We start from the raw sequence: 21,694 nt of genomic DNA on the forward strand, positions 1-21,694 counted from the left end.
CTAGCGCTTGTTCTTGATCGGGATGTCCATTTCTTCCGGCTTGATCTCGTGCACCAGCTCCGGCACGCCCCAGGCGAACGCCGGGTCGACCTTGATCTTGAAGTGGTACATCGACTGCATCGCCTGGTGGTCTTCCTTGCGGAAGGTCATCTTGCCCTTGGGCGTGTCGAAGCTCATGCCTTCCATGGTGCCGATGAGCTTGTTGGTGCTGGTGTCGCCGTTGGTCTTCTTGAGCGCCGTCACCACCGCCATCGCGGCGGAGAAACCGCCGGCCGTGAAGAAGTCCGGCGGCGACTTGAACTGCTTGTAGTGAGCCGAAACCAGGGCCTCGTTGACCGGGTTCTTCGGGATGCCGAAGTAGTAGTAGGCCGCGCCTTCCATGCCCGGCAGGCTCTTGTAGGCCGCCATGGCCGGCAGGATGTTGCCGCCGGTGGCGATCTCGATGCCGTAGCGCTTGAGGTCGAGGTCGACGATCTTGAACGGATTGCCCGCACCGGCCCAGACGATCCAGATGATCTTGCGGCCCGGCACGTCCTTGAGCTTGTCGATCAGGCGCTGCGCACCGGCGGTGAAGTCGGTGGTCGCGGGCGGCAGGTATTCCTCGTGCGCCAGCTTGGCCTTCTTCAGCGCGCCGGCGAAGGCCTTCACGCCATCGCGGCCGAAGGCGTTGTCCTGGGCCAGCGTGGCGACGGTGACGCCGGCCTTGTCGACCGCGACCGCGTTGGAGATCGCGTCCTGCGAGCTGTTGCGGCCGGTGCGGAAGATGTACTTGTTCCACTTGTCGCCGGTGATCGAGTCGGCCACCGCGGGCTCGACGATCAGGATCTTCTTGTATTCCTCGGCGACCGGCAGCATGGCCAGCGCCACGCCCGAAGCCGTCGGGCCGACGGCCAGCGCGGCCTTGTCGTCGGAGTAGGCGGCGGCCAGCAGCGACTTGCCGAGGTCGGGCTTGCCCTGGTCGTCCTTCTCGATCACGACCAGCTTCTTGCCGTTGACCATCATCGTGCCGCCGGTGGCGTAGTCCAGGCCCATCATCAGGCCCGTCTGCGTCTGCTTGCCGTAGGCTTCGAGGGCGCCGGTCTTGCTGTAGACGTGGGCGATGCGGATTTCGTTGGACTGCGCGTGCGCCGTAAGGGCGACGGTGCAGGTGGCCAAGGCGGCCAGCGCGACGAGATGGCGACGGTTCATGGTGGATGTCTCCTGGTTGGAATGACTGAATATTGCACATGTCGTGCCAACTCGGAAACACTTGATTGCAAACGACTTTTCCCTCTGAAGCGCTTGGATCGACCTTCTTTCAGGCAATTGAACTGTCTTCTATTCAGGCATATGACTGAAATTTGATCAGGGTTTTCCAGGGATAAGACGATTGCCGTCGCGCAGGCTCCCAAACCGCCCGACTTCGCGTAGGCCGTCTCCCTCAGTGCGTTTTTCGCAGCGCCAGGCGACTTAGCATCCGTCCGGGCCGCTTGATTTCTCGCCGCAGATGCGGAACCGGCAGGCCCGTTCATATAAGGAATTCGAACCATGCAAAAAAGCTTCACGCTCCGCACCCTTGTCACCACCGCCGCGATCGCGGCCTGCAGCGTGGCCTTCGTCGGCTGCACGACGACCCGTCCCGGCGACACCGGCACCAAGACTTCCTCGCGCGCCTCGATCGACGCCCAGGTCGACGCGTCGCTGTCGAAGCTCTATGACACCGTGCCGGGTTCGCGCGAAATGGTGGCCAAGTCGGCCGGCGTGCTCGTCTTCCCGGCCGTGGTCGGCGCCAGCTTCGGCGTCGGCGCCGAATACGGTCGCGGCTCGCTGCGCACCGGTGGCCGCACCCAGGCCTACTACAGCACGACCGCAGGCTCGATCGGCTTCCAGGCCGGCGCGCAATCCAAGGCCGTGATCTACCTGTTCAACACCCAGGACGCACTGGCCAAGTTCCGTGCAAGCAAGGGCTGGACTGCCGGTGCCGATGCCACCGTGGCAGTGGCCAACGTCGGCGCCAATGGCTCGGTCGACACCAACACCGTCCGTCAACCCGTCGTCGGTTTCGTGCTGACCAACGTGGGCCTGGAAGCCGGCGTGTCGATCTCGGGCGCCAAGATCACCGAAGTGAGCTTGTAAGTCCCGCCACCGCAGACCGGCACGCCCGGTCTCGGTGCCGCAGGAACGAGGGCCCCGCGCAGCGGGGCCTTTTTTCGTTCAGGGTCGCAAGGGCGCGGCGTTGCGGATTTCGGCCGCCGTCAACGCCCAGGTCTTCTGCAGCACCCGCGCGAGATGGGAGCCGGATTCCCAACCCACCTGCTGCGCGACCGAGAGCACCGAATCCGATGTGGTGGCCAGCAGGTAGCGCGCACGGTCCGCCCGTTTGATCTGCTGGAAGGCCAGCGGCGACATGCCGAACGCGGCGCGGAAGCTGCGCTCGACCTGGCGGCGCGAGAGCTGGTGGCGGGCCGCGAAGACCTCGAGCGACAGCGATTGCGAGAGGTCCGATTCGATCGCCTCGGCCAGGGACTCCGCCACCATGCGCGCCGGCGTGCGTCGTTGTTGCAGCAGCGGGTTGGCGCTCAGGCGCGCCGCTTCCATGATGAGCGCGCCGCAGTACACCGCGCCGTTGTCACTGTCCGCGGGCGTGCCCGCACGGGCCACCTCCAGCATCCTCTGCGACAGCATGTTGAGCGCAGCACTGCCCGCGCGCATGCCTTGCAGCGGCCGCTGCACACCGTGCGCACGCAAGGCCGTGCTCCAGAAATCGGGATCGATGTAGACCGCGACGTGGGTCTGGCGCAGCGTCTGCGCGGCGGTCGCATGCGCGGCGCCGGCGGCGAACCAGACGAAATCGCCGGGCGCGGACTGCATCGCTTCGCCACGTGCGTCGAGCACGTCGAAGCGGCCCGCGACCGGCACGAAGAGCATGTCGCAATCGTGCGCATGCAGCGCGGTCGCATAGCCCTCGCGCGTGTTCGCGACCATGGTCGCGCGCCGGGCCGCCCCTTCGGCGAAGAGCGACATCGGCGGCGAGGCTGGCGCGGACGGTGGCTGGCGTTGCATGGTCATGGGATTGTCGCAATTCGTGTTGCCGGCGTCGCGATCGGGTGCATGCGGCGCGCGGCGCTCGACAGAATCAAAAGCCGTCGCCCCGCACATGCAAGGAACATGCAATGACCTCCCTCACCCTTCGCCGTCCCTGGCTGATCGCCGCCGCAGCCACCGCGGCCGGCACCCTGCTCGCGCCGGCCATCGCCTGGTCGGCCGCGCCCTACCCGGCCAGGCCGATCACCATCGTCGTGCCCTTTCCGGCCGGCGGCGGCACCGACGTGATCTTCCGCTCGGTGCAGGTGCGGCTGCAGGCCGAACTCGGCGTGCCGGTGATCATCGACAACCGCGCGGGCGCGGGCGGCACGGTGGGCACGGGCTACGGCGCGAAGGCACCCGCCGACGGCTACACGCTGGTGGCCGCGACCACCACCACCATCGCATCGGCACAGGCCGTCTACCCCAAGCTGCCCTACGACCCGCTGGCCGATCTGACGCCCGTCGGCACCATCGGCACCACGCCCTTCGTGCTGGTGGTGACGCCCGCGTTGCCGGTGCGCACCCTCGCCGAATTCATCGCCCACGCCAAGAAACATCCCGGCGCGCTCAACTACGGCAGCATCGGCAACGGCACTTCCAGCCACCTGGCGGCCGAGCTGTTCAAGCAGCGCACCGGCATCGAGATGACGCACATCCCCTACCGCGGTGCGGCGCCCGCGCAGTCGGACTTGATGGGTGGCCAGATCCAGGTGCTGTTCGACAACCCGACGGCGTTGGTGCCGCAGGTCCGCGCCGGACGCATGCGCGCGCTGGCCATCAGCGAAGCGTCGGCCGTGTTCCAGGACCTGCCGACCTTCGAGTCCAGCGGCGTGAAGGATTTCAAGCCCGCGCTCTGGTACGGCCTGATGGCGCCGGCCGCCACGCCTGCGGACCTGGTGCTGCGCGTGCGCACCGCCCTCGACCGCGCGCTGCAGGACCGCGCGCTGCGCGCCGACATGCTGGCCAAGGGCGTCGCGCCGCTCACACTGAACCCGGCGCAGTTCGCTGCGCAGATCAGGACCGACATCGCGTTATGGGGCGGCATTGCGCGTTCCGTCAACGCCAAGGCGGATTGAGCCCATGGAACTGATTCGCGTCTTCTCCATGCCCGGCAGCGACCGCGGCGGCAACCCGGCCCCCGTATGGCTCGCAGCCGATGCCCTGTCGTCCGCGCAGATGCTCGAACGCACCCGCGACAGCGGCCACGAATCGGTCTTCGTGCTGCGCCCATCCGACCCTGCGGCGCACGACTGGCGCATGCGCCACTTCGTGCCGCGCCACGAGATGGAGATGTGCGGCCATGCGACCATCGGCGCACTGTGGCTGTTGCACCGTGACGGCCACTGGCGCGGCCAGCCCACCACCGTCGAGACGCTGAGCGGCACGGTGCACGGCCGCCATGTCGACGGCAGGGTCGAGATCAGCCAGCCGCGCGCCACCGTGCAGACCGTGGGCGATGCGCTGCGCGACGAGATTGCGCGCTGTCTGCACATCGCGCCCACGCAGATCATCGGCCCGGTGCTCAACGCCTCGACCAGCCGCGTGAAGACCTTGATCCGACTGCAGAGCGTCGAGGCGCTGCATGCGCTGCAGCCCGACTTCACCGGGGTCGAAGCCCTGTGCGAGCGCCTGGGCTCGACCGGCCTGTACCCCTACGCGGTCGCGAACGATACACCGGCCACGGTCAGCGCGCGCCAGTTCCCCAAGTCCTCCGGCTACCCTGAGGATGCGGCCACCGGCATCGCCGCCGCGGCACTGGCCTGGGGCCTGCGCGAAGCGCAACTGGTGGGCGACGCTGCGACACTCGTCACCGTGCGCCAGGGCGAGGCCATGGGTTCGCCCTCGGCCATCTTCGTGCGGCTGCCGGCAGCGACCGCGATCACGGAAGGCTGCTGGCTGCGCGGCGAAGCCCAGGCGATGTCCCCTCCTTTGAAAGACACCCCATGACAGCCATTGAACGCGCCCGGCCCGCAGGCCTCTACGCCAGTTTTTCCGAGGCCGGCGGCCTGCTGCATTCGAGCGGCGTGGTCGGACGCCATGACGGCAAGCCGATCACCGGCGTGCTGGCCGGCCCCGACGACGTGGCACGGGGCGAGGCCGCCGCGGTGGCCGCGGTCGGCGCGATCCTGCGCGCCGTGGAAGACGAGTTCGGCAGCCTCGCCGCGGTGAGCAAGGTCGTCACGCTGACCGGCTACCTGCAAGCCACCGCCGACTTCACACAGCACGCCGCGGTGATGAACGCCGCCTCGGCCGCGCTGCAGCGCGCCTTCCCCGATGCGCCGCTGCCCGCGCGCACCACCATCGGCGTGGCCTCGCTGCCGAGTGGCGGCGTGGTCGAGGTGTCGATGGTGCTGGCCCTGGCTTCAGCAGGCTGACCGGTCCCGCGCCTCGGTCCACAACAGGATTGCGTCGAGCGCCGGGCACAGCGCCTGGCCCCAGGGCGTCATGCGGTAGTCGACGCGCGGCGGCAACTCGTCATAGACCGTGCGCGCCACCAGGCCATCGGCCTCGAGCTGGCGCAGCTGCTGGACCAGCATCTTCTGCGAGATGCCGTCGATGCCTTTCTCGAGATCGGAGAAGCGCTGCACCTTCCCGTCGAACAGCTGGAACAGGATGACCAGCTTCCATCGACCTTCAAGCACCCCCAGCGCGGCTTCGACGTCGATGGCGGCCGACAGCGGCGTGTAGCGCGGGCGTTGCTTGCCCTTTTCTGGAGCGCTTACTTCGAGGTGCGTTCTTGTCATGGCACGAGGGTATCGCGAGCATCGACGCCTTGCCATCCAGCCCTTGAAAGCACCTCCGCATGACACACTCGTCCCCCTCTTCCGCTCCTTCTTTCCTCACCGATCTCCAGGGCCGCCGCGCGCTGGTCACCGGCGGCAGCAAGGGCATCGGCCAGGCCATCGTCGCCCATCTGGCGCGTGCCGGTGCCACGGTGCTGGCGACTGCACGCCAACGGCCGCCGGCCGGCGCACTGCCCGAAGGCGTGCACTTCGTCGAAGCCGATGTATCGAGCGCCGCTGGCTGCGCCACCGTGGCCGAGGCGGTGCAGACGCAACTCGGCGGCATCGACATCATGGTGCATGTGGTGGGCGGCTCCTCCGCCCCGGCCGGCGGCTTCGCGGTGCTCGACGACCGCGAGTGGCAGTGGGCGCTCGACCAGAACCTGATGCCCGCGGTGCGGCTCGACCGCGCCTTGTTGCCCGGCCTGCTGGCGCAACGCAGCGGCGTGATCGTGCACATCACCTCGATCCAGCGGCAGCTGCCGCTGCATGAAGCCACCACTGCCTACGCCGCGGCCAAGGCGGCGCTGTCGACCTACAGCAAGAGCCTGTCCAAGGAGGTCGGCCCCCAGGGCGTGCGCGTGGTGCGCGTGTCGCCCGGCTGGGTCGAGACCGAGGCGGCAGTCGGCCTGGTCACCGAGATCGCGCGCAACGGCGGCACCGACTACGAAGGCGCGAAGCAGGCGCTGATGGCCTCGCTCGGCGGCATCCCGCTGGGCCGCCCGGCACTGCCGGAAGAAGTGGCCGAGCTGGTCGGGTTCCTGGTGTCGTCGCGCGCCGCTGCGATCACCGGTGCCGAGTACGTGATCGACGGCGGGACGGTGCCGACCGCCTGACATGACGAAAGCCCTTGCGCTGCCGCGCCCGGGACCCTGCTCGGCGTGCGTGGCCGCGCCCTGAGGCCGACGTCGCTCAATCGTCCAATATGCGGTCGTACAGCGTGGCGCGCGAGATCCCCAGCAGCCGCGAGGCCGCGAGCTTGTTGCCGCCGGTGGTCGCCATCGCGGCGGCGATGGCGCGGCGCTCCAGTTCGGCGATCTGCTCGGCCATCGGGCGCAGCAGGCGGGCCTGGTCGGCGTCGTCGCCGGTCGTGACCAGCGGCTCGGGCGCTGCGATCTTCTCGAGGCCGGTCTCGGCCAGCACGCGCTTGACCTCGGCCGCGTCGATGCGGGTCGCGTCGCTGCGCATCGCCAGCTGCTCCAGCACGTTGCGCAGTTCGCGCGTGTTGCCGCGCCAGTGCTGCGCGGCCAGCAAGGCCAGCGCGTCGGGCAGCAGCTCGGGCGGGGCTTCGCCGCTGCGCTGGGCCATGTCTTCGCCCAGCGCCTCGACCAGTGCGGGAATGTCGCTGCGCCGCTCGCGCAGGGGCGGCACGCGCAGCGGCAGCACGTTGAGGCGGTAGTACAAGTCTTCGCGGAAGCGCCCGTTGCGCACCAGCGCCGGCAGATCACGCGAGGTGGCGGCGATCACGCGTGCATCGAAAGGCACCAGCTTGTTCGAACCCAGCGGCTCGATCTCGCCCTCCTGCAGCGCGCGCAGCAGTTTGGCCTGCAGCGCGAGCGGCATGTCGCCGATCTCGTCGAGGAACAGCGTGCCGCCGTCGGCCAGTTTGAACTTGCCCTCGCGCCCCTTGCGGTCGGCGCCGGTGAAGGCGCCCGGCGCGAAGCCGAAGAACTCGGCCTCGAGCAGCGTGTCGGGCACGGCCGCGATGTTGAGGCTCACGAAAGGGCCATTGGCGCGCGCCGAGGCCGCATGGATCGCATGCGCCAGCAACTCCTTGCCGGTGCCGGTCTCGCCCAGCAGCAGCACCGGACTCGAGGACTGCGCCGCGCGCCGCGCGTGGCGTTTGACGTCGACGGCGGCCGGGCTGCTGCCGATGAAGCTGGCGAAGGTGTGCTTGGCGCGCCGCTGGCCGTCGGCGCCAGCCTGCTTCCACAGCGGATGGTTGCGCTGCGTCGCGAGCTCGCGGCGCGCGTCGTCGAGGTCGCGCTGCAGCATCGCGAACTTGCTGATCAATGGCTGAAGCGTGGTCTGCGGATGGTCGAACAGTACGATGCCGATCGCGCCGATCACCTCGCCCAGCGCCGCGTCGCCCTCGGCGCCCGCCACTTCGGCATGCAGCGGGATGCGGCTCACGACGAAGGTGCCGGCCTTGTTGGTCAGCAGGTCGATCAGGATCGGCTTGCCGCTTTCCAGCACCTCGCGCATCTGCGTGTTGTGGATCACCTCCTCCACCGGTCGGCCCACGAACTGGTCGACCGAGCTGAAACCCAGCGCCGGCAGGAAGCGCTTGTAGCCCTCGTTGACCCAGACGATGCGGCCGCTGCGGTCGACCAGGAACATGCCCTGGCTGATGCTGGAGAACAGGTGGAACATCGAGCGCGCGGCGAGCGCGAGGATGCCCTGGGGGTCGAGGGGGAGCGCGGGCGGCGGCGCCGGGACGGTAGGCATGCGCGGGATCGTAGCGCGAGCGCTGCCTTGGCACGCCGGGCCTGAACTCCACCGGGCGTCGAGCACATGCCCATCGCTGCCGGCTACAGTCGGCCGACACCGGACAATCCGTGGCTCCCCCCAACGTTGCAAGGACTCCGAATGGAAACGCGAGAAGCAGAGCTGACCATCGAGCTGATCGGCATTCGCAGTTCTCGCGCGCTTCACGAGCGTCTGATGACCGATCTTCGGTTCCCCGACTTCTACGGGCACAACTGGGATGCGTTCTGGGACGCCATCACCGGCTTGGTAGAGATGCCACGTCACCTGCGACTCAGAGGTTGGCTCGAACTGGAGCGATGGCTGCCACGGGAGGCCGAAATGCTTCGGCAGGCACTCACTCGAGCGCAAGCGATGTATCCATCGTCCGCAGCCACGGTCACCTACGACTGACGCGCCTCTCGGCCAGGAACGAGCGTTCGTGACCGGCAGCTTTCTGTCGCCTCACGCGCCACCCATGCGCATGCGTCGGCCCCGGGACATCGGCGCGGTCGGTCTTGCATGAGCGCCCCCTCCTCGGGCACAATCTCGACTCGGTGCTGAGGGGCGCCGTTCCGCACAAGAGGCTCTCACCCTCGTTTCGTCTCGTTTTCGACCTGACAGATCATTGTTATCGTTGGCCCATCGCGGTAGTGGCCATCAACGAAACATGGATCATCGTCATGGCCTCCTCTCCTCTCGCGTCCTCTTCGCTCCCCGCACTCGTCACGGGTGCCGGCTCCGGCTCCGGCATTGGTACCCCCGCCGATCCGTTTGCAGCGCACGTCGCGCGGACGATGCACCCCGCCGAACCGGCATCGGATTTCGCCGAGCGCGTGCTGCAAGGGCTGGACCAGGACGCCCCTTTTTACTGGCTGACGCATCCTGAGTCTCGCGCATGGATCGACGCCCGCCACAAGACCATCGAACAGAACCGCCCACCCTTCGACGACTTTGGAGCGCCGGCATGACCCAGAGACGCGAGCTGTCGAAGCAGTACAAGGAAACAGGCCCGCGCATGGGCGTATACGCCATCCGAAACGGGGCCGGCAAAGTCGTCTTCGTTGGGGCGAGCCTGAACGTCGACGGGGCGATGAACCGTGATCGCTTCGAACTCAAGAACAAGACGCACCGCAACAAGCGGCTGCTCGAGGACTGGCTTCGTTGGGGGGCCGACGGCTTGCGCTTCGAAGTCATCGACATCTTGAAGAAGCGCGACGATCCCGCCTTCGATCCCCAAGCCGAACTTGCTTCGTTGCTGGCCCTGTGGCGCGAGGAGCTCGATGGACAACGCGAAACCGGGGTCTCTTCTTCCGACGCCTTCTTCACGGCAAGCCCATGACCACGAACGCCATCGATCTATGCCTGCGCATCAGCCTGGCGCATGCCAGCCTCGCCTTGAAGCTCGACGCCGAACTCGGTACGTTCCACGGCATCAGCCTGAGCGACTTCATCCTGCTGCGTCTGCTGTCAAGAACCGAAGACGGTCGAATGCCCGTCGCCAGGTTGCAGCGTCCCATGGGCATGCAACTGTCTACGGTGACGCGAGAGCTGGTGCGCCTGGAAAAGATGGGCTGGGTTCAGCGTGAGACCGCGGCGGACGACGGCAGCCGCGTCGTTCTCATTCGGCCGGTCGCACGGAGGCTGCTGAATGAAGCGCTCGTCACGGCAGAAGCGGTGTGCGCCAGCGCTGTGCACGGTCTGTCGCACGAGGCACGGTCGCATGCGGAAGCGGCCTTGGCTCACCTCTGCGTCACCACGGCGCTGGCGGCCTGAAGCTGCATCATGACCGCACTGTTGGTGGAGCTCAAGACGCGGGCCCGGCTGCGGCTCAACAGCGCTCGGCGCGAGCAGACGGATCTGCGACTGCGCGACTGCCTCCATCAGGTGGCCAGGGAGGTCGGATTCGCACACTGGGATCAGGGGCGCAGCGTCCTGGGCCGCGAAGCGCAGGTTGGCGACGACATGGGGCGGCTCTGGCACGCTCCTGCCTGCAACGCGCTGCTGAACCAATGGTTCGCGAATTACGACGAGGCGTGTTCGGCTCTGGCGGCCCACCAGGGGGCCGTGCTGCTTCCCTACCAGAGGCAGTTCATCGTGGCGGGCGACCCCTTCATCCAAGCACTCGGACTGGATCCCCGCGACGGGGCCTGGGCCGCAACTGGCCATGATCTGGTGCGCGCCTACGGCACCGACCCATGGTTGAGATTGGCACTCCAGCGGCTGAAGGCACCCCCGTCGACATTCGCGCGCCGTGGGAGTGGTGCGACCGCGAGAACGGGACGCCGGGCAAAGCCTTCGACTTGACTGCAAGAGCCAAGGGCCAATGGGTGCTTCCCAGCGCCCCGAATGTGACGGAGCATGTTCGTTTCGGGCCCCTTCGCGACGTCGGCACGACCGGCTACAGTCGGCCCGAAGCCGCCGCTCGGGCACGGCACCGAAGTGCGGGCCATGGCCTGATTCACGCCGGCCATTGCGCGCTCGTTGCCCGGATACGATCCGGTCGACACGCTTCCTCTCCCTTTGACATGTGACCCCATGCAATTGTTTACCGGCCCGCTCAGCATGTTCGGCGCCAAGGTCGAGATCGCGGCGCTCGAAAAAGGACTGAGGTTCGAGCGCGTGATGGTGCCCTTCGACCGTGACGACCGCTACGAACCGCGCCACCCCGAGGTGCTGCGCATCAACCCCAAGCAACAGGTGCCGGTGCTGATCGACGGTGCCGTCGAAATCTTCGACTCGACTCAGATCTTCGAGTACTTCGAGGACCTGCAGCCGCACCCCGCCCTCTGGCCGAGCGGCGCGGCGGCGCGTGCACAGGCACGCAAGCTCGAGCACCTGTCCGACGAGGTCTTTTTCCCGAACGTCGTCCAGCTGTTCAGCCTGCAGGACGCGATGCAGAGCACCCCCGCGATGGCAGCCTGTGCGGCTTGCGCGCGGCACTACGAGGCGATGGATGGGCTGCTCACCGAGCGGGAGTATCTCGTGGGCGACTACTCCTACGCCGACATCGCCCTGTACATGGCCCATGTTTTCGCGGACCGCAAAGGCGCCGGCATGACCGATGCCACGCCGCGCCTCGTCGCCTGGCGTGACCGCATCGGCCAGCGCCCGGCGGTGCGCGCGGTGGTCGGACCGATGATGAAGTTTCTGGCGTCGCAGGGCCGGCCGGTGCCGCGCTTCCTCGAATCACACCTCTCCCCGTGAGCAGAAGCCGTCACGGGACGGTTTTAGGTGTGCTGAGGTCGTGCAGGCGGTGACTGCAGAGCGCGGCATTCACGCTTTTCCGCGAGGACCAACGTCCGCCAGCGGCTGCCGAGCCTCCGAATGTTTCGGTCGCAGAAACAAAATAAGTCAATCAATCGATTGATGTTCATGCTGTAATGGGCGCCGCATGACTCCTCCTCCCCCCCCACCGCCGCAGACCCGCGGTCCGCGCAGCGATGGCGTCGAGGCCCGCTCGCGCATCCTCTACACCGCCCTGCGCCTGTTCGCCGAGGGTGGCTTCGCCAAGACCTCGACCCGCGAGATCGCCAAGGCCGCGGGCGTGAACATCGCCGCGATCAGCTACTACTTCGGCGACAAGGCCGGCTTGTATTCGGCCACCTTCAACGAACCGATGGGTGGCAATCCCGGCGACCTGGTGAAGCTGTTCGAGGACCCCGAGCTGCCGATGCACGAGGCGCTGAGGCTGTGCATGAATGCCTACGTCGAGCCACTCAAGCGCGGCGAGATCGTGCGCCAGTGCATGCGGCTGCACATGCGCGAGATGGTCGAGCCGACCAGCCAATGGGCCGAGGAGCTGGAGCGCGATGTGCGCGGCCCGCACGAGGCGCTGGTGGGCATCCTGTGCCGTCACCTGGGCGTCAAGAAGGCCGACGACGATGTGCACCGGCTGGCGCTGGCCGTGAGCGGTCTCGCGATGCAGCTGTTCGTGATGCAGGACATCGTCGACACGCTGCGGCCGTCGCTGCTGAAGTCCGCGCAGAGCATCGACACCTGGGCCGATCGGCTGCACCGCTATGCGATGGCCATGATCGATGCCGAGGCGGCCCGGCGCGCCGCCCCCCTCCCCCCGCCAGCCACGAAGCCAGCCGCCCCCAAGCCTTCCCGGAAGAAAAGTCCATGAACCTCAACGCCCTGACCCTGCACGCGCGCACGCGTCGGTTGGCGCTGCTGTGCCTGCCGCTGGCCCTCGCCGCCTGCGGCATCACGCGTCCGCCCGCCACCGCGAGTGCGCCCATCCCGGCGCAGTGGAACGCACCGCTGCCCGCCACCGCGGTCGTCGACACGGCCACCCTGCCCCACGCCGGCTCGCTGCCCGGCCTGAGCGACTGGTGGCGCCAGCTCGACGACCCGGTGCTGGTCGCACTGGTCGAAGCCGCCCAGGCCGCCAGCCCGACGGTCGCCAGTGCCTCGGCACGCATCGTCGAGGCGCGCGCCACCCGCGTGCAGTCGGGCGCGGCGCTGCTGCCCACGCTCGACGGCACGCTGTCGGCACAGCGCGGCAACTCGCCCACGAGCGGCGCGGGCGGCGGCGCGACCGAGTCCGGCACCTCGCTGCCGGGCGTGACCACGCTGCAGGCAGGTCTGCAGTCGAGCTGGGAGATCGACCTGTTCGGTGGCCGGCGCGCCAGCCGCGACGCCGCGCAGTCGCGGCTGCAGAGCGCCAACGCGAAGTGGCACGACGCCCGCGTGTCGGTGGCGGCCGAAACGGCCAACCAGTACTTCGCCGAGCGCGCCTGCCAGCGGCAACTGGCGGTGGCCGAATCCGATGCGCGCTCGCGCAGCGAGACCGCGCGGCTCACCGACCTGTCGGCCAAGGCCGGCTTCACCGCTCCGGCCGATGCGGCACTGGCGCGTGCGAGCGCAGCCGACGCCTCGGGCCGGCTCAAGCAGCAAGGCGCGCAGTGCGCGGTGTTGCGCAAGGGTCTGGTCGCGCTGAGCGGGCTCGACGCACGCGCACTCGATCAGCAACTGGCCACGGTGGCGTCCGACCGCCCCTTGCCCGTGGTGCACGCGGTCGCCAGCGTGCCGGCGCAGATGCTGGCCCAGCGGCCCGACGTGTTCGCCGCCGAGCTCGCGGTGACCGCAGCCAGCGCCGACGTGGGCGCGGCCGAGGCCGACCGCTATCCGCGGCTCACGCTGCAGGGCTCGGTCGCGGCATTGCAGTTGCGCAGCGGCGGCGCCAGCCAGGACCTGCAGACCTGGACCATCGGCCCGCTCGCACTCACGCTGCCGATCTTCGACGGCGGCACGCGTGCGGCCAACGCCGCATCGGCCAAGGCCCGCTACGAAGAAGCCGTGTCGCTCTACCGCGGCAGCGTGCGCACGGCGGTGCGCGAAGTCGAGGAGGCGCTGGTCAACCTGCAGGCCACCGATGCCCGCACCGGCGACGCCGACACCGCGGTGCAGAACTACCAGGCCTCGTTCAACGCGACGCAGGCCCGCTACGAGAGTGGGCTCGCCAGCCTGTTCGAACTCGAAGACGCACGCCGCACGCTGTTCGCGGCGCAGACCGCCCGCGTGGCGCTGCAACGCGAACGGGCCGAAGCCTGGGTCGCGCTCTACCGCTCGACCGGCGGCGGCTGGACGCGACCCGATGCCGCACTGGCCCAGAACACCTCCTCCCTTTCCTCGACGACGCCATGAAAAGACTCAACCGCTCCACCCTCATCGCCGTGCTGCTGGCCGTCGTGGTCGTCGCCGCGCTCGCCTTCTGGCTGCTGCGCAAGCCGGCCGACAAGACGGCCACGCCGCCCCCCAATGCCGCCGCCACGCAGGATGGCGCCCCGCGCCCGGCGCTGACCGTGACGGTCGCCCGCGCCGAGCCCAGCGAACTCAAGGTCACGCTCAGCGCCAACGGCAACGTGGCGGCCTGGCAGGAGGCCAGCATCGGCTCCGAATCCAACGGCCTGCGGCTGGCCGAGGTGCGGGTGAACATCGGCGACGTGGTCAAGAAGGGCCAGGTGCTGGCCGTGTTCTCGCCCGAGACCATCAACGCCGACGTGGCACAGGCCCGCGCCTCGCTGGCCGAGGCCAAGGCCACCGCGGCCGACGCGGCCGGCAATGCGGCGCGTGCCCGCACGCTGGCGCAGACCGGCGCGCTGAGCCAGCAGCAGATCAACCAGTACCAGACCACCGAGCAGACCGCCAAGGCGCGCGTCGAGGCGGCCGAGGCCGTGCTGGCCGCGCAGCAGGTGCGTGGCCGCAACACGCAGGTGCTGGCGCCCGACGACGGCGTGATCTCGGCGCGCACCGCCACCGTGGGCAGCGTGGTCGCCGCCGGCACCGAACTGTTCAAGCTGATCCGCAAGGGCAGGCTCGAATGGCGCGCCGAAGTCACCTCGGCCGAGCTGGGCCGCGTGGTGGTCGGCACGCCGGCGGTCGTCGTGAGCGCGAGTGGTGCCGAAGTGCAGGGCACGGTGCGCAGCATCGCGCCGACGGTCGATCCGCAGACGCGCAATGCGCTGGTCTACGTCGACATTCCCTCCTTGATGCAGAACACCGGCTCGAGCGCCGCACGGCCGCCCGAAGGCGCGAGCGCCCCCTCGGGGGGCAGCGCAGTACGCGAAGCGACAAGCGTGGGGGCCTTGAAGGCGGGCATGTTCGCCAACGGTGAATTCCAGCTCGGTCGCAGCAATGCGCTGACCGTGCCGCAAGCGGCCATCGTGCCGCGCGACGGCTTCAACCACCTGCTGGTGCTGCAGCCCGACCAGCGTGTCTTGCAACTCAAGATCCAGACCGGCCGCCGCGTCGGCGAACGCGTGGAAGTCCTGACCCCGCTGCCGGTCGATGCGCGGGTGGTGGTGCAAGGCGCGGGCTTCCTCAACGACGGCGACCTGGTGCGCGTGGTCGACACGCCCGCGGCCGTCGCCCCGGCCTCCCCGGCACCGGCCGCCTCGGCCGCGGCCAAGTAAGGAGCCTCGCTCACCATGAACGTTTCCGCCTGGTCCATACGCAACCCGATTCCCGCGGTGATGCTGTTCGTGCTGCTCACCTTCGGTGGGCTGCTGTCCTTCAACGCGATGAAGGTACAGAACTTCCCGGACATCGACCTGCCGACCGTCACGGTCACGGCCGCGCTGCCCGGCGCCGCGCCCTCGCAGCTCGAGACCGACGTCGCGCGCAAGCTCGAGAACGCGATCGCCACCATCCAGGGCCTCAAGCACATCACGACCAAGGTGCAGGACGGCGCGGCCACGCTGATCATCGAGTTCCGCCTCGAGAAGCCGGTGCAGGAGGCGGTCGACGACGTGCGCTCCGCGGTGCAGCGCGTGCGCTCCGACCTGCCGGCCGACGTGCGCGACCCGGTCGTCACCAAGCTCGACTTCGCGGCGCAGCCGGTGCTGGCCTACACCATCTCGTCGACCAAGATGGACGCCGAGGGCCTGAGCTGGTTCGTCGACAACGACGTGACCAAGAAACTGCTGAGCCTGCCCGGCGTGGGCGCGGTCAACCGCGTGGGCGGTGTGACGCGCCAGGTGCACGTCGACCTCGACCCGGCCAAGCTGCAGGCGTTGGGCGCCAGCGCGGCCGACATCTCGCGCCAGCTGCGGTTGGTGCAGACCGAGAGCGCGGGCGGCCGCTTCGACCTGTCGGGCAGCGAGCAGCCGGTGCGCACGCTGGCCACGGTGCAGTCGGCCGACGAGCTGCGCGACATCCAGATCCCGCTGACCGACGGGCGCCGCATCCGGCTCGACCAGGTGGCGCGCATCAGCGACACCATCGCCGAGCCTCGCGCCACCGCGCTGCTCGACGGCAAGACCGTGGTCGGCTTCGAGGTCGCGCGCAGCCGCGGCGAAAGCGAAGTGGCCGTGGGCAAGCTGATCCAGGGCGCGCTGGCCGAGATGCGCGCGCAACACCCGGACATCCAGCTCAACGAGGCCTTCAACTTCGTCACGCCGGTGCAGGAGGAGTACGACGGCTCGCTGCACCTGCTGTACGAGGGCGCGATCCTGGCCGTGATCGTGGTGTGGCTTTTCCTGCGCGACTGGCGCGCCACCTTCGTCTCGGCCATCGCACTGCCGATGTCGGTGATTCCGGCCTTCATCGGCATGCACCTGCTGGGCTTCTCGATCAACATCATCTCGCTGCTCGCGCTGTCGCTGGTGGTCGGCATCCTGGTCGACGATGCGATCGTCGAGGTCGAGAACATCGTGCGCCACCTGCGCATGGGCAAGTCGCCCTACGAGGCGGCCATGGAGGCGGCCGACGAGATCGGGCTGGCGGTGATCGCCACCACCTTCACGCTGATCGCGGTGTTTTTGCCGACCGCCTTCATGAGCGGCGTGGCCGGCAAGTTCTTCAAGCAGTTCGGCTGGACCGCCTCGCTCGCGGTGTTCGCCTCGCTGGTGGTGGCACGCGTGCTCACGCCCATGATGGCGGCCTACATCCTGAAGCCCATCGTCACGCAGGAGAAGGAAGCCGGCTGGCTCACGCTCTACATGCGCGCGGCCGAGTGGTGCATGAGGCACCGCTTCGCCACCATGGTGATGGCCACGCTCTTCTTCTTCGGCTCGATCGCGATGATCCCGTTGCTCAAGACCGGCTTCATTCCGCCGGACGACGGCTCGCAGACGCAGGTCTACCTGTCGCTCGCGCCCGGCGCCACGCTGTCGCAGACCACGGCCACGGCCGAGGAGGCGCGCCTGCGCGTGATGAAGGTTGCGCATGTGAAGAGCGTCTACACGACGGTGGCGGGCGGCAGCGCGGGCGGCGATCCCTTCGCCGGCCTGGGCACGCCCGAGACGCGCAAGGCCACGCTGACCATCCAGCTCGACCCGCGCGGCGAACGCCCGCGCAAGCAGCTGATCGAGGACGAGATGCGCACCGCGCTCGAGTCCCTGCCCGGCGTGCGCAGCACGGTCGGCCTGGGCGGCTCGGGCGAGAAGTACATCCTGGCGCTGTCGGGCGAAGACCCGGTCGCACTCGGCGCCGCGGCGCGTGCGGTGGAGCGCGACCTGCGCACCGTGCCCGGCCTGGGCAACATCACTTCGACCGCCAGCCTGGTGCGCCCCGAGATCGCGGTACGCCCCGACTTCGCGCGCGCCGCCGACCTGGGCGTGACCAGCACTGCCATCGCCGAGACGCTGCGCGTCGCGACGCTGGGCGACTACGACCAGTCGCTGCCCAAGCTCAACCTCGCGCAGCGGCAGGTCCCGATCGTGGTCAAGCTCGAGGACAGCGCGCGCCAGGACCTGGCGCTGCTCGAACGGCTGACCGTGCCCGGCACGCGCGGCCCGGTGATGCTGGGCCAGGTGGCCAAGATCACGGTCGAGGGCGGCCCGGCCGTGATCGACCGCTACGACCGCTCGCGCAACGTCAACTTCGAGATCGAGCTCTCGAAGGTCGGCCTGGGCGATGCCAAGACCATGGTCGCCGCCCTGCCTTCGATGCGCAGCCTGCCGCCGGGCGTGCGCGTGGCCGAGATCGGCGACGCCGAGGTCATGACCGAACTGTTCGGCAGCTTCGGCCTCGCGATGCTGACCGGCGTGCTGTGCATCTACATCGTGCTGGTGCTGCTGTTCAAGGACTTCCTGCACCCGGTGACCATCCTGTGCGCGCTGCCGCTCGCGCTGGGCGGCGCCTTCGTCGGCCTGCTGATCGGCCAGAAGGCCCTGTCGATGCCCTCGCTGATCGGGCTGATCATGCTGATGGGGGTGGCGACCAAGAACTCGATCCTGCTGGTGGAGTACGCGATCGTCGCGCGCCGCGACCATGGCATGAGCCGCTGGGACGCGCTGCGCGACGCCTGCCACAAGCGGGCCCGCCCGATCATCATGACCACCATCGCGATGGGCGCCGGCATGATGCCGATCGCCTTCGGCTGGGGCGCGGCCGACGCGAGCTTCCGCTCGCCCATGGCGATGGCCGTGATCGGCGGGCTGATCACCTCCACCGTGCTGAGCCTGCTGGTGGTGCCGGCCGTGTTCACCTACATCGACGACATCGAGCACTGGATCCGGCGCAGCGTGCGCCGGCTGCGCGGCCAGCCTGCCGATGCGCACATCGACGAGGACCTGAAGCCCGCCGCATCCAAGTAGCGGAGAAGTCCCCGGCTGCGATCGGCGCATGCAAACGACGTCGGGGCAGCCATGAGGCTGCCCCGACGAGAGAAGACGCTGCCCCTGCGGAAAGGGCCGGCGGCGGCGTGGTTCAGGCGAGCTGCGCGCGCTCCTTGCGCATCGCCATCGCCTTCGCGATGCGCGGCAGCGTCAGCACCGCCAGGATCACCACCACCAGCGTGATCGACATCGGGCGCTGGAAGAAGACCATCGCACTGCCCTCGCCGATCGACATCGCGTTGCGCAGTTGCGCCTCGGCCAGCGGGCCCAGGATCATGCCCACCACCACGGGCGCGGTCGGGAAATCGAAGCGCCGCATGATCACGCCCAGCACGCCGATGGCATACAGCAGGAACAGGTCGAAGGCGCTCTGGCGCATGCCGTAGGCACCGACCGTCGCGAAGATCAGGATGCCGGCGTAGAGCTGGGGCTTGGGGATCTTGAGCAGCTTGACCCACAGGCCCACCATCGGCAGGTTCAGCACCAGCAGCATCACGTTGCCGATGTAGAGCGAGGCGATCAGCGCCCAGACCAGCGCGGCCGAGGTGGTGAACAGCTGCGGCCCGGGCTGGATGCCGTAGTTCTGGAACGCACCCAGCAGGATGGCCGTGGTGTTGCTGGTCGGGATGCCCAGCGTGAGCAGCGGGATCAGCGCCGCGGTCACGGTCGCGTTGTTGGCGGCCTCCGGGCCGGCCACGCCTTCGATCGCGCCCTTGGTGCCGAATTCCGCCTTGTCCTCGGGGTTCTTGACCAGCTTCTTTTCCATCGCATAGCTCAGGAAGGTCGGAATCTCGGTGCCGCCCGCGGGGATGCAGCCGAAGGGCGTGCCGATGGCGGTGCCGCGCAGCCAGGCCGGAATCGAACGCTTCCAGTCGCGCTTGCTCATGTGCACGCGGCTGAGCTTGTTCTGGCCCTCGACCACCTTGCCCTCGTACAGCACGGCGTAGAGCACCTCGGCCACCGCGAACAGACCGACCGCGACCAGCACGATCTCGATGCCGTCGAGCATCTCGGGAATGCCGCCGGTGTAGCGGCCCTGACCCGAGATCTGGTCGAGGCCCACGCAACCCGCGGCCAGGCCGATGAACAGCGCCGTCATGCCGCGCAGCGTGCTCTTGCCAAGCACCGCGCTCACCGTGGTGAAGGCCAGCAGCATCAGCAGGAAATACTCGGGCGGGCCCAGCTTCACGGCGAACTCGGCCACGAAAGGCGCGAACAGCGTGACGATCACGGTAGCGATGGTGCCGGCCACGAAGGAGCCGATGGCCGCGGTCGCGAGCGCAGCGCCCGCCCTGCCGCTCTTGGCCATCTTGTTGCCTTCCATCGCCGTCACCATGCTGGCTGTTTCGCCGGGCGTGTTGAGCAGGATCGAGGTCGTCGAGCCGCCGTACATGGCACCGTAGTAGATGCCCGAGAAGAAGATCATCGAGGCCGTGATGTCGACCTTGCCGGTGATCGGCAGCAGCATCGCCACGGCCACCGCCGGGCCGATGCCGGGCAGCACGCCGACGGCCGTGCCCAGCGCGCAGCCGACCAGGCACCAGAGCAGGTTGATGGGGGTGATGGCGGTGGCGAAGCCCGCCATGAGGGCGTTGAAGATTTCCATGTCAGATCCAGCCCGTCGATGTCAGGCCTGGCAGGTTGATGGCCAGGAATTTCGTGAACATCCAGAACACCGGCGCCGCGATCAGCGCACCGGTGACGGCATCGGTGACCCAGGTGCGCGGGGCGTTCGCGCCGCCCTGCCCGCTGGCGCGGCGCAGCCCCTGCACCGCCATCACGTAGCACAGCGTGCAGCTGAGGATGAAACCCAGCGAGGTGATCAGCGCCGCATTGAGCAAGAGCCCCGCCGACACCCAGACGAAGCCGGGCCAGTAGGCCCGGTCGGCCCCCGTGGGCGCATCGAGCTCGCGAAAGCCGCCGGTGCGCGCTTCCCAGAGGATCCAGGCGCCGCACAGCATCAGCACGATCGACACCAGCCAAGGCAGGAAGTTGGGCCCGACGCCGCCATAGCCGGCCTCGGAAGAAATGTCGATGGCCCCGAAGGCCAGCGCCATGCCGGTCAGCAGCACACCCGCGCCGACCAGCGTCTGCGGCCACAGCGCCGCAGCAGGCGACGCGACCGAGGATTCTGGAGTTGTCATTTTTTACTCCCACAGTCGTGGAAAAAAACAGAACGGCCCCGCTCGAGGGCCAAGGCAAAGGGCACGAAGTGCGCGAGCCCAAAGAACACCAGGGACACCGCAGAACCGGCTTCGCCGGGCTGCAGGTGTCGCCCCCGGTAGGGGGTTGGCGAAGGCGACACGAAGTGCGCCGCAGACTGGGGGCGAGCTAGACCATCCCGGACTTGGCCATGATCGCCCGCAGGCTCGCGAAGTCGTCGTCGACGAACTTGGCGAACGCGTCGCCGGTCAGCACCGACGAGGTCCAGTCGTTCTTCTTCAGCGCCTCGGCCCAGGCGCTGCTCTTCAGGGCCGCCTGCAGCATGTCGATCGCTGCCTTGCGCTGCTCGGCCGTCAGGCCGGGTGCGCCATAGACGCCGCGCCAGTTGCCGATCTCGACGTCGATGCCCAGTTCCTTGAGCGTGGGCACGTTGATGCCCGGCAGCCGCTGCGCCGACGTGACGGCGATCGCGCGCATCTTGCCGGCTGCGATGTACTCGGCGAACTCGCTGTAGCCGCTGCCGCCGACCGTGACGTTGCCGCCCAGGATGGCCGCGGTGGCCTCGCCGCCGCCGCGGAAGGCCACGTAGTTGATCTTCGACGGGTCGGCGCCGACCTTCTGCGCGATCATGGCCGCGGCGATGTGCTCGGTGGAGCCGCGCGAACCGCCGCCCCACTTGACGCTGCCCGGGTCCTTCTTGAGCTGCTCGACCACGTCTTTCATGGTCTTCAGCGGCGAATTGGCCGGCAGCACGAACACGTTGTATTCGGTGGTGATGCGCGCGAGCGGCGTGGCCTGCTCGAGCTTGACCGGTGGCTTGCCGGTGATGATGCCGCCCAGCATGACCGAGCCCATCACCATCAGCGCGTTGGGGTCGCCCTTGGAACCGTTGACGAACTGAGCCAGGCCGAGCGCGCCGGCGGCGCCGCCCTTGTTGTCGTAGGTCACGGTGTCGGCGGCCTTGGAATCGGTCAGGGCCTTGCCGAGCGCACGGCCGGTGGTGTCCCAGCCGCCACCCGGGTTGGCCGGGATCATCATCTTGACGTTGGCGGCGGCGTGCGCCGACAGGGGCAAGGCGCCCACGGCGGCCAGTGCGGCCAATGACTTCAGAAAGGTATCGCGACGCATCGAGTGTCTCCTTGTGCGGTG

22 protein-coding genes are annotated in these 21,694 nt (G+C 68.6%); 15 read left to right on the forward strand and 7 right to left on the reverse strand.

Annotated features, from left to right (window positions below; genetic code table 11):
* Entirely contained in the window at nucleotides 1–1,188 is a 1,188-nt protein-coding gene (locus tag ACSFBC_RS01735; protein WP_435508579.1) for a substrate-binding domain-containing protein, read from the reverse strand.
* Nucleotides 1,189–1,527: 339 nt separating this feature from the next.
* Between ACSFBC_RS01735 and ACSFBC_RS01740 the strand changes: the two genes are divergently transcribed.
* A complete protein-coding gene (locus ACSFBC_RS01740) occupies nucleotides 1,528–2,115 on the forward strand; it encodes a BPSL1445 family SYLF domain-containing lipoprotein (protein ID WP_435508580.1) in 588 nt (195 codons plus the stop codon).
* A 78-nt stretch (nucleotides 2,116–2,193) separates the two neighbouring features.
* Here ACSFBC_RS01740 and ACSFBC_RS01745 read toward each other — a convergent pair whose 3' ends face one another.
* A complete protein-coding gene (locus ACSFBC_RS01745) occupies nucleotides 2,194–3,048 on the reverse strand; it encodes an AraC family transcriptional regulator (RefSeq protein WP_435508581.1) in 855 nt (284 codons plus the stop codon).
* Between the two features lie 104 nt (nucleotides 3,049–3,152).
* Between ACSFBC_RS01745 and ACSFBC_RS01750 the strand changes: the two genes are divergently transcribed.
* From ACSFBC_RS01750 to ACSFBC_RS01760, 3 genes are read left to right on the forward strand one after another with little or no spacing between them, the layout of a single operon-like run.
* On the forward strand, nucleotides 3,153–4,142 hold the full coding sequence (locus ACSFBC_RS01750) for a Bug family tripartite tricarboxylate transporter substrate binding protein (RefSeq protein ID WP_435508582.1): 990 nt from the start codon (nucleotides 3,153–3,155) through the stop codon (nucleotides 4,140–4,142).
* Between the two features lie 4 nt (nucleotides 4,143–4,146).
* Entirely contained in the window at nucleotides 4,147–5,013 is an 867-nt protein-coding gene (locus ACSFBC_RS01755; protein ID WP_435508583.1) for a PhzF family phenazine biosynthesis protein, read from the forward strand.
* Nucleotides 5,010–5,441, forward strand: a complete 432-nt coding sequence (locus ACSFBC_RS01760; RefSeq protein WP_435508584.1) for a RidA family protein — start codon at nucleotides 5,010–5,012, stop codon at nucleotides 5,439–5,441. The genes ACSFBC_RS01755 and ACSFBC_RS01760 overlap by 4 nt, the downstream gene beginning before the upstream one ends.
* Here ACSFBC_RS01760 and ACSFBC_RS01765 read toward each other — a convergent pair.
* Entirely contained in the window at nucleotides 5,430–5,810 is a 381-nt protein-coding gene (locus tag ACSFBC_RS01765) for a winged helix-turn-helix transcriptional regulator (protein ID WP_435508585.1), read from the reverse strand. The genes ACSFBC_RS01760 and ACSFBC_RS01765 overlap by 12 nt on opposite strands.
* A 59-nt stretch (nucleotides 5,811–5,869) precedes the next feature.
* On the opposite strand from ACSFBC_RS01765, the gene ACSFBC_RS01770 reads away from it, so the two are divergent.
* Nucleotides 5,870–6,685: an SDR family oxidoreductase gene (locus tag ACSFBC_RS01770; RefSeq protein ID WP_435508586.1), complete on the forward strand. Its 816-nt coding sequence runs from the start codon at nucleotides 5,870–5,872 to the stop codon at nucleotides 6,683–6,685.
* A gap of 76 nt (nucleotides 6,686–6,761) precedes the next feature.
* On the opposite strand, the gene ACSFBC_RS01775 is transcribed toward ACSFBC_RS01770, so the two are convergent.
* Nucleotides 6,762–8,297, reverse strand: coding sequence for a sigma-54 interaction domain-containing protein (locus ACSFBC_RS01775; protein WP_435508587.1), 1,536 nt, complete (start codon nucleotides 8,295–8,297; stop codon nucleotides 6,762–6,764).
* Nucleotides 8,298–8,438: 141 nt separating this feature from the next.
* On the opposite strand from ACSFBC_RS01775, the gene ACSFBC_RS01780 reads away from it, so the two are divergent.
* The 10 genes from ACSFBC_RS01780 (at nucleotide 8,439) to ACSFBC_RS01825 (ending at nucleotide 18,361) form a co-directional block, all read left to right on the forward strand.
* Nucleotides 8,439–8,729 (forward strand): barstar family protein, encoded by a 291-nt coding sequence (locus ACSFBC_RS01780; protein WP_435508588.1) that lies wholly within the window; start codon nucleotides 8,439–8,441, stop codon nucleotides 8,727–8,729.
* A 239-nt stretch (nucleotides 8,730–8,968) separates the two neighbouring features.
* Nucleotides 8,969–9,286: a hypothetical protein gene (locus ACSFBC_RS01785; RefSeq protein ID WP_435508589.1), complete on the forward strand. Its 318-nt coding sequence runs from the start codon at nucleotides 8,969–8,971 to the stop codon at nucleotides 9,284–9,286.
* The gene (locus tag ACSFBC_RS01790; protein ID WP_435508590.1) at nucleotides 9,283–9,657 is read left to right on the forward strand and encodes a GIY-YIG nuclease family protein; all 375 of its coding nucleotides are present in this window, start codon (nucleotides 9,283–9,285) and stop codon (nucleotides 9,655–9,657) included. Before ACSFBC_RS01785 ends, ACSFBC_RS01790 begins: the two co-directional genes overlap by 4 nt.
* Nucleotides 9,654–10,091 (forward strand): MarR family winged helix-turn-helix transcriptional regulator, encoded by a 438-nt coding sequence (locus tag ACSFBC_RS01795; RefSeq protein ID WP_435508591.1) that lies wholly within the window; start codon nucleotides 9,654–9,656, stop codon nucleotides 10,089–10,091. Before ACSFBC_RS01790 ends, ACSFBC_RS01795 begins: the two co-directional genes overlap by 4 nt.
* Before the next feature lie 9 nt (nucleotides 10,092–10,100).
* Complete coding sequence (locus ACSFBC_RS01800; RefSeq protein ID WP_435508592.1) at nucleotides 10,101–10,622, forward strand: hypothetical protein; 522 nt, start codon at nucleotides 10,101–10,103, stop codon at nucleotides 10,620–10,622.
* Between the two features lie 231 nt (nucleotides 10,623–10,853).
* A complete protein-coding gene (locus tag ACSFBC_RS01805; protein WP_435508593.1) occupies nucleotides 10,854–11,522 on the forward strand; it encodes a glutathione S-transferase family protein in 669 nt (222 codons plus the stop codon).
* Between the two features lie 187 nt (nucleotides 11,523–11,709).
* Nucleotides 11,710–12,444 carry a TetR/AcrR family transcriptional regulator gene (locus ACSFBC_RS01810; RefSeq protein ID WP_435508594.1) on the forward strand — a complete coding sequence of 245 codons (735 nt, stop codon included), beginning with the start codon at nucleotides 11,710–11,712 and terminating at the stop codon, nucleotides 12,442–12,444.
* Entirely contained in the window at nucleotides 12,441–13,967 is a 1,527-nt protein-coding gene (locus ACSFBC_RS01815) for an efflux transporter outer membrane subunit (protein ID WP_435508595.1), read from the forward strand. Before ACSFBC_RS01810 ends, ACSFBC_RS01815 begins: the two co-directional genes overlap by 4 nt.
* The gene (locus tag ACSFBC_RS01820) at nucleotides 13,964–15,235 is read left to right on the forward strand and encodes an efflux RND transporter periplasmic adaptor subunit (protein WP_435508596.1); all 1,272 of its coding nucleotides are present in this window, start codon (nucleotides 13,964–13,966) and stop codon (nucleotides 15,233–15,235) included. Before ACSFBC_RS01815 ends, ACSFBC_RS01820 begins: the two co-directional genes overlap by 4 nt.
* Before the next feature lie 15 nt (nucleotides 15,236–15,250).
* Nucleotides 15,251–18,361, forward strand: coding sequence for an efflux RND transporter permease subunit (locus ACSFBC_RS01825; RefSeq protein WP_435508597.1), 3,111 nt, complete (start codon nucleotides 15,251–15,253; stop codon nucleotides 18,359–18,361).
* Between the two features lie 112 nt (nucleotides 18,362–18,473).
* Here ACSFBC_RS01825 and ACSFBC_RS01830 read toward each other — a convergent pair whose 3' ends face one another.
* The 3 genes from ACSFBC_RS01830 to ACSFBC_RS01840 form a co-directional block, all read right to left on the reverse strand.
* Entirely contained in the window at nucleotides 18,474–19,988 is a 1,515-nt protein-coding gene (locus ACSFBC_RS01830; protein WP_435508598.1) for a tripartite tricarboxylate transporter permease, read from the reverse strand.
* Between the two features lies 1 nt (nucleotide 19,989).
* A complete protein-coding gene (locus ACSFBC_RS01835; RefSeq protein ID WP_435508599.1) occupies nucleotides 19,990–20,526 on the reverse strand; it encodes a tripartite tricarboxylate transporter TctB family protein in 537 nt (178 codons plus the stop codon).
* A gap of 187 nt (nucleotides 20,527–20,713) precedes the next feature.
* Nucleotides 20,714–21,673, reverse strand: a complete 960-nt coding sequence (locus ACSFBC_RS01840; protein ID WP_435508600.1) for a tripartite tricarboxylate transporter substrate binding protein — start codon at nucleotides 21,671–21,673, stop codon at nucleotides 20,714–20,716.
* Between the last annotated feature and the right edge of the window lie 21 nt (nucleotides 21,674–21,694).

The sequence above is a fragment of the Variovorax frigidus genome (assembly GCF_051216515.1).
Classification (GTDB): Bacteria; Pseudomonadota; Gammaproteobacteria; order Burkholderiales; family Burkholderiaceae_C; genus Variovorax.

Excerpts from the sequence above, each read along its gene's own strand:
- ACSFBC_RS01740 (WP_435508580.1), top strand. The coding sequence starts at position 1,528 with ATGCAAAAAAGCTTCACGCTCCGCACCCTTGTCACCACCGCCGCGATC.
- ACSFBC_RS01825 (WP_435508597.1), top strand. The coding sequence starts at position 15,251 with ATGAACGTTTCCGCCTGGTCCATACGCAACCCGATTCCCGCGGTGATG.
- ACSFBC_RS01790 (WP_435508590.1), top strand. The coding sequence starts at position 9,283 with ATGACCCAGAGACGCGAGCTGTCGAAGCAGTACAAGGAAACAGGCCCG.
- ACSFBC_RS01815 (WP_435508595.1), top strand. The coding sequence starts at position 12,441 with ATGAACCTCAACGCCCTGACCCTGCACGCGCGCACGCGTCGGTTGGCG.
- ACSFBC_RS01735 (WP_435508579.1), bottom strand. The coding sequence starts at position 1,188 with ATGAACCGTCGCCATCTCGTCGCGCTGGCCGCCTTGGCCACCTGCACC.
- ACSFBC_RS01760 (WP_435508584.1), top strand. The coding sequence starts at position 5,010 with ATGACAGCCATTGAACGCGCCCGGCCCGCAGGCCTCTACGCCAGTTTT.
- ACSFBC_RS01795 (WP_435508591.1), top strand. The coding sequence starts at position 9,654 with ATGACCACGAACGCCATCGATCTATGCCTGCGCATCAGCCTGGCGCAT.
- ACSFBC_RS01830 (WP_435508598.1), bottom strand. The coding sequence starts at position 19,988 with ATGGAAATCTTCAACGCCCTCATGGCGGGCTTCGCCACCGCCATCACC.
- ACSFBC_RS01800 (WP_435508592.1), top strand. The coding sequence starts at position 10,101 with ATGACCGCACTGTTGGTGGAGCTCAAGACGCGGGCCCGGCTGCGGCTC.
- ACSFBC_RS01750 (WP_435508582.1), top strand. The coding sequence starts at position 3,153 with ATGACCTCCCTCACCCTTCGCCGTCCCTGGCTGATCGCCGCCGCAGCC.
- ACSFBC_RS01805 (WP_435508593.1), top strand. The coding sequence starts at position 10,854 with ATGCAATTGTTTACCGGCCCGCTCAGCATGTTCGGCGCCAAGGTCGAG.
- ACSFBC_RS01835 (WP_435508599.1), bottom strand. The coding sequence starts at position 20,526 with ATGACAACTCCAGAATCCTCGGTCGCGTCGCCTGCTGCGGCGCTGTGG.
- ACSFBC_RS01820 (WP_435508596.1), top strand. The coding sequence starts at position 13,964 with ATGAAAAGACTCAACCGCTCCACCCTCATCGCCGTGCTGCTGGCCGTC.
- ACSFBC_RS01840 (WP_435508600.1), bottom strand. The coding sequence starts at position 21,673 with ATGCGTCGCGATACCTTTCTGAAGTCATTGGCCGCACTGGCCGCCGTG.
- ACSFBC_RS01755 (WP_435508583.1), top strand. The coding sequence starts at position 4,147 with ATGGAACTGATTCGCGTCTTCTCCATGCCCGGCAGCGACCGCGGCGGC.
- ACSFBC_RS01780 (WP_435508588.1), top strand. The coding sequence starts at position 8,439 with ATGGAAACGCGAGAAGCAGAGCTGACCATCGAGCTGATCGGCATTCGC.
- ACSFBC_RS01765 (WP_435508585.1), bottom strand. The coding sequence starts at position 5,810 with ATGACAAGAACGCACCTCGAAGTAAGCGCTCCAGAAAAGGGCAAGCAA.
- ACSFBC_RS01745 (WP_435508581.1), bottom strand. The coding sequence starts at position 3,048 with ATGACCATGCAACGCCAGCCACCGTCCGCGCCAGCCTCGCCGCCGATG.
- ACSFBC_RS01775 (WP_435508587.1), bottom strand. The coding sequence starts at position 8,297 with ATGCCTACCGTCCCGGCGCCGCCGCCCGCGCTCCCCCTCGACCCCCAG.
- ACSFBC_RS01810 (WP_435508594.1), top strand. The coding sequence starts at position 11,710 with ATGACTCCTCCTCCCCCCCCACCGCCGCAGACCCGCGGTCCGCGCAGC.
- ACSFBC_RS01770 (WP_435508586.1), top strand. The coding sequence starts at position 5,870 with ATGACACACTCGTCCCCCTCTTCCGCTCCTTCTTTCCTCACCGATCTC.